General features: G+C 51.5%; 2 protein-coding genes. One reads left to right on the forward strand and one right to left on the reverse strand.

All coding sequences use genetic code 11. The features are described 5' to 3' along the window. Window positions 1–108 precede the first annotated feature (108 nt). Window positions 109–543 carry a dUTP diphosphatase gene (gene dut / locus BACCOPRO_RS08295; protein ID WP_008142713.1) on the reverse strand — a complete coding sequence of 145 codons (435 nt, stop codon included), beginning with the start codon at window positions 541–543 and terminating at the stop codon, window positions 109–111. A 315-nt stretch (window positions 544–858) separates the two neighbouring features. Here dut and dgt point away from each other — a divergent pair, with 315 nt between their 5' ends. Continuing rightward, window positions 859–2,190, forward strand: coding sequence for a dGTP triphosphohydrolase (gene dgt, locus BACCOPRO_RS08300; RefSeq protein ID WP_040311390.1), 1,332 nt, complete (start codon window positions 859–861; stop codon window positions 2,188–2,190). The last annotated feature ends 167 nt before the right edge of the window (window positions 2,191–2,357 follow it).

Below are 2,357 nucleotides of genomic sequence, written 5' to 3' on the forward strand. Positions count from 1 at the left end.
CCGCAGCAGCTTTCTGGCTGCATGTCTGCCCGTTGTTCCGCATGCGGATACCAGCACCAGCAGACCGAACAGGAAAAGATAAGCCCATTTCTTCATACTTTTCATCCGTTAAATAGTTCCTGTATGTCCGAAACCACCGGCTCCACGCTGTGTTTCGTCCAGATTTTCCACTTCCACCCATTCAGCCTGTTCGTGACGTGCAATCACCATCTGAGCAATGCGTTCTCCGTCTTCGATGACAAACTCCTCGGAAGACAAGTTTACCAGAATGACACATACCTCTCCGCGGTAGTCGGCATCAATCGTTCCCGGTGAATTAAGTACGGTGATTCCTTTCTTGATGGCCAGTCCGCTTCGGGGACGTACCTGTACTTCGTAACCGGCCGGGATAGCCATATACAGCCCAGTCGGAACCAGACAACGTTGCAAAGGTTTCAGAACCAGCGGTTCATCCAGGTTGGCACGCACATCCATTCCGGCAGAAAGCGGGGTTGCATACTGAGGCAGGGGATGTTTTGACTTGTTTATGATCTGTACTTTCATGCAATAATTTCAAGTTTGTTGTTTAAGCTTGCGAATTTACACATTTCATGGGACTTATACACCTGTTTACCATTTTTTAAAAGTTTCGTCCGTCCCCGGCCAGCCTCCGTCCGCCCACGAAGTTTTCCTCCTGCGGTTTCCGGCACCCGCTTCCGGCACAAATTATTTCTTTCAAAAGACAAAGCCGTATCAAGATTTATGCCTAGCTTTGCACATCAGAGGCACTTCCGAATCCTGCTGCCGTTCCTGCTGCTGCCGGAAAGACATGCAACGGAAGCGCAGACAAGAATACATTCAACAGAAAAAGCAGACAACATGAACTGGCAACAACTGATATCCAACAAGCGTTTCGGACTGGAATTTCTGCACGAAACCCGTAAAGACGACCGCACGGAATTCCAGCGTGACTATGACCGGCTGATTTTCTCGGCTCCTTTCCGGCGGCTGCAAAACAAGACACAGGTGTTTCCTCTTCCGGGAAGTATCTTCGTACACAACCGTCTGACCCACAGTCTGGAAGTGTCGTGCGTGGGCCGTTCTTTGGGAAATGAGACCGCAGCCCTGCTTTTACAGAAGCATCCGGAACTGCAGAACACCCATGTCACCGAAATAGGATCCATCGTTTCGGCAGCCTGTCTGGCACACGATCTCGGCAACCCGCCGTTCGGCCATTCCGGCGAGAAAGCCATCGGAACATACTTTTCCGAAGGTGAGGGCCTGAAGCTGAAGGACATGCTGGAAGCTGACGAATGGGAAGACCTGACACACTTCGAAGGAAATGCCAACGCTTTCCGTCTGCTGACTCATCAGTTCAGAGGGAGACGGCCGGGCGGATTCGTGCTGACTTACTCCACGCTGGCTTCCATCGTCAAATACCCGTATTCCTCGGAACTGGCAGGCAAGAAACAGAAGTTCGGATTCTTCAAGAGCGAGAAAGAAGCGTACTGCCGCATCGCTGACGAACTGGGAATCATCCGGATCAGCCGCGAAGGAGAACCGCTGCGATATGCCCGCCATCCACTGGTATATCTGGTGGAAGCAGCCGATGACATCTGTTATCAGATGATGGACATCGAGGATGCCCACAAACTGAAAATCCTCACCACCGATGAAACGAAGGAACTCTACTGCCATTTCCTCAGCCCCGAACGGCTGAAACGGGCCCAGGAAATCTGCCGGCTGGTAAGCGATACCAACGAACAGATCGCCTATCTGCGCTCATCGGTTATCGGCATTCTCATCAAAGAGTGTACGCAAGTGTTCATCGACAACGAAGAAGCCATTCTGGCAGGCAGGTTCGAAGGACCGCTCATCCGGCATCTTCCGGAACGGAGCAAACAGGCCTATGAGAACTGTTCCCGCACTGCCTTTGCCAAAATCTACTGTTCCAAGGATGTACTGGACATTGAACTGGCCGGTTATCAGGTAATCACAACCCTGATCAATCTCCTGACAGAAGCTGTCCGGTTTCCGGAAAAAGCTTATTCACAATTACTGATCAACCGGATTTCCAGTCAGTACGAGGTGCAGGCTCCCAGCCTTTACGGAAAGATTCTTGCCGTACTCGATTACATCTCAGGCATGACGGACGTCTATGCGCTCGACTTGTACAGGAAGATCAACGGCAACAGTCTCCCTGCCGTATAATGCACGGAAAAACGTCTCGGGCTTTTGATCAAAATGTTTCGGCGTTTTAATGAAAAGCCCGAAGCGTTTTTTTAAAAGCCCGAAGGCTTTGCAAAGTCCTTTCCGGGCGGCCTCACGACGGGCCGGAAACGACCGCACAATCGGGCTGCAACGGCCGCACGATTCGG

The sequence above is a fragment of the Phocaeicola coprophilus DSM 18228 = JCM 13818 genome (assembly GCF_000157915.1).
In the GTDB taxonomy this organism is placed as follows: Bacteria; Bacteroidota; Bacteroidia; order Bacteroidales; family Bacteroidaceae; genus Phocaeicola; species Phocaeicola coprophilus.

What these genes read in the sequence shown, in the direction of transcription:
- dut (WP_008142713.1), bottom strand. Translation starts at nt 543, where the DNA reads ATGAAAGTACAGATCATAAACAAGTCAAAACATCCCCTGCCTCAGTAT.
- dgt (WP_040311390.1), top strand. Translation starts at nt 859, where the DNA reads ATGAACTGGCAACAACTGATATCCAACAAGCGTTTCGGACTGGAATTT.